General features: G+C 65.0%; 3 protein-coding genes. All 3 read left to right on the plus strand.

The features are described 5' to 3' along the window. Positions 1-868 (plus strand): mandelate racemase/muconate lactonizing enzyme family protein (locus TX80_RS02055; RefSeq protein ID WP_081661463.1); only part of this gene is annotated, 868 nt, incomplete at its 5' end. A 202-nt stretch (positions 869-1,070) separates the two neighbouring features. Continuing rightward, positions 1,071-1,730 (plus strand): bifunctional 4-hydroxy-2-oxoglutarate aldolase/2-dehydro-3-deoxy-phosphogluconate aldolase, encoded by a 660-nt coding sequence (locus TX80_RS02060; RefSeq protein WP_049921209.1) that lies wholly within the window; start codon positions 1,071-1,073, stop codon positions 1,728-1,730. 309 nt (positions 1,731-2,039) lie between these two features. Next, positions 2,040-3,107, plus strand: a complete 1,068-nt coding sequence (locus TX80_RS02065; protein WP_049921210.1) for a glucose 1-dehydrogenase — start codon at positions 2,040-2,042, stop codon at positions 3,105-3,107. Positions 3,108-3,207 lie beyond the last annotated feature (100 nt).

The following is a 3,207-nucleotide window of genomic DNA, read 5'->3' on the forward strand; positions in this document are numbered from 1 at the left end:
GATCGCTCTCCACGACCTCGCGGGTAAGATCCTCGAGGTGCCGGCCTACCAGTTGCTGGGCGGGAAGTACCGCGACGAGGTCCGGGTCTACTGCGACTGCCATACGGAAGCGGAAGCCGACCCGATCGCCTGCGCCGACGAAGCCGAGCGCGTCGTCGAGGAGTTGGGGTACGACGCGCTCAAATTCGATCTGGACGTTCCGTCGGGCCACGAGAAAGACCGCGCGAACCGCCACCTTCGCGCACCCGAAATCGAGCACAAGGCCTCGATCGTCGAGGCGATCACCGAGCGCGTCGGCTCCCGGGCCGACGTCGCCTTCGACTGTCACTGGACCTTCTCGGGCGGCAGTGCGAAACGCCTCGCGAAGCGGTTGGAGGAATACGACGTCTGGTGGCTCGAGGACCCCGTCCCGCCGGAAAACCACGACGTTCAGCGCGAAGTCACCCGGTGTACGTCGACGCCGATCACCGTCGGCGAGAACGTCTACCGGACCCACGGCCAGCGCCGCCTGCTCGAGGAGCAGGCCGTCGACATCATCGCGCCCGATATGCCCAAAGTCGGCGGGATGCGAGAGACTCGGAAGATCGCCGACCTCGCGGATCTCTATTACGTCCCGGTGGCGATGCACAACGTCGCCTCGCCGGTCGCGACGATGGCGAGCGCCCACGTCGGCGCGGCCATCTCGAACGCGCTGGCCGTCGAGTACCACTCCTACGAACTCGGCTGGTGGGCGGATCTCGTCGAGGAACCCGTCATCGAGGACGGGGCCATCGAAGTGCCCGAAAAGCCGGGGCTGGGCGTCACGCTCGATCTGGATACCGTCGCCGATCACATGGTCGAGGGCGAGGAACTCTTCGACGAGGCCTAACGCGGTCATGCTCGAGGACCGAGCGACCGGCGACGGCTCGAGGAGTTGAGATCCGTATTCTTTCGCGCGTGAGTTACTTTCTTGACACAGGCCGTCGAACGACGGCTCGTGACACACGATAGCCAATCGTCGACCGACCGATGTACACGCCGATCCCGTTCGACGACCGCGACCGTCGTGATACAAGCGGAGGGAGGGACGGATGGCCAACACTGACAAGCGGACCGTCACGAACCGAATCGTCGAGAGCGGCGTCATCGCGGTCCTCCGCGGTATCGACGAGGAACGGATCGTGCCCGTCTCGCGGGCGCTCTATGACGCGGGCGTGACCGCCCTCGAGATCACTGCCGAGGGAACGCGCGCGAGGGAGAAACTCGCCGCTGTCGACCGGGAACTCGCCGATACGGACGCGGTCGTCGGTGCGGGGACGGTCCTCGACGCGGCGACCGCCCAGTCGATGATCGACGCGGGGGCCTCGTTCGTCGTCTCCCCGTACACCGCCGTCGACGTCGTCGAGACCTGCAACCGACACGGCGTCCTCGCGGCACCCGGGGTCATGACGCCGACGGAAGCCGCTACCGCGATGGAAGCCGGCGCGGACGTTCTCAAGATGTTTCCCGCGACGACCGTCGGGCCGGGCCACATCAGCGCGCTCCGTGGGCCGTTCGGCGACGTCGACATCGTCCCGACCGGTGGAATCGACCGCGATAACGTCGCTGCGTTCTTCGACGCCGGTGCCGTCGCCGTCGGTGCGGGCGGGGCGATTCTCGACGATGACGCCATCGCCGCCGGCGATATGGACGGCGTCAGGGAGACCGCCGCCTCGTTCGTCGACGCCGTCGAAGACGCACGGGAGGAGTAACTCCTTCTCCCCTGTTCCGTCCAAAGTACTCCCGGTCGTCGACCGCCGTTCGTGAACCACAGTCCAGTCGTCCGCGGCGCATCCGTGCCTCGTCCTGTAACCGGCCGGATTATCGCTGTGGCGGACTGAGAGGCGTCAATCCGGGGTGTTTTGGTATCGCAGACGACGGATTACTCGAGCGATCCGTTCCACAACCGCGACCGAGAAACCGATCGACTGCCGGATAAGTACTGCCGGTCGGCCACCCTTGTTCAGATATTTACTACTGTGATGGTAAATCTTTTACCAGCTGGTCGCCTTCCTCGAGACATGCAAGCGATCGCTGTCGAACCCGGGGCTGGGGAACCCGTCCTCGTCGAGACGCCCCGTCCCGAACCCGATCCCGGCGAAGCCCTCGTGCGGACGCTTCGCGTCGGGGTCGACGGAACTGATCACGAAGTCATCGCGGGCCATCACGGGAACCTCCCCGACGGAGCATCACAGCTCGTGCTCGGTCACGAAGCCGTCGGCGTCGTCGAGGACGCGAACGGGACCGACCTCGAGGAAGGCGAGGTCGTCGTGCCGACGGTACGACGGCCGCCGAACGGCACCAACGAGTACTTCGAACGCGGCGAACCCGACATGGCACCCGATGGCGAGTACGTCGAACGCGGGATCGTCGGTGCCCACGGATTCATGGCCGAGTACTTCACCAGCCCCGCGGAGTACCTCGTCCCGATCCCCGCGGACCTCGCGTCGCTTGGATTCCTCGTGGAACCGATCAGTATCACGGAAAAAGCGCTCGAACACGCCGTCGCCTCGCGGTCCGCGTTCGACTGGGACCTCGAGTCGGCGCTCGTGTTGGGCAACGGATCGCTCGGGCTCCTGACGCTTGCGATCTTCGAGACGGTACTCGACGTCGATCGCACCTACTGTCTCGGACGGCGTGACCGACCGCACCCGACGATCGATCTCATCGACGACCTCGGCTCGACGTACGTCGATTCGCGGGAAACCCCTGTTTCCGAAATCCCCGACGTCCACGAGGCTGCCGATCTCGTTTACGAGGCGACCGGCCACGCAAAGCACGCGTTCGAAACGGTCGATGCCCTCGCACCCAACGGCGTCGGCGTCCTGCTGGGCGTTCCCGAACCCTGGAGCTTCGAAGTCGACGGCGGTCGCCTTCACCGGGAACTGGTCTTGCACAACAAAGCGCTGCTCGGCACCGTCAACTCCCACCGCGGACACTTCGAGTCCGCCGTCGATACGCTCGCGCAACTCCCCGAGTGGTTCACCGACGACCTCGTGACCGGCGTCTACGGGCTCGAGGACTTCCGGGCCGCGTTCGAAACGGGCGACACCGTCGTGAAAACCGCGGTCGAGTTCGACACCATCTGAGGGCTTGCTCCCGGCGGCGACGTCCCGCCAGTCCGATAGAAACTATTACTATAATTGAAGTAAGTATTTGTAGTATGGGTATCGATTACACTCGGTTGCA

Source organism: Halopiger djelfimassiliensis (genome assembly GCF_000455365.1).
Taxonomy (GTDB): domain Archaea; phylum Halobacteriota; class Halobacteria; order Halobacteriales; family Natrialbaceae; genus Halopiger_B; species Halopiger_B djelfimassiliensis.

Coding starts and splice junctions, on each gene's coding strand:
- TX80_RS02065 (WP_049921210.1), top strand. CDS start 2,040: ATGCAAGCGATCGCTGTCGAACCCGGGGCTGGGGAACCCGTCCTCGTC.
- TX80_RS02060 (WP_049921209.1), top strand. CDS start 1,071: ATGGCCAACACTGACAAGCGGACCGTCACGAACCGAATCGTCGAGAGC.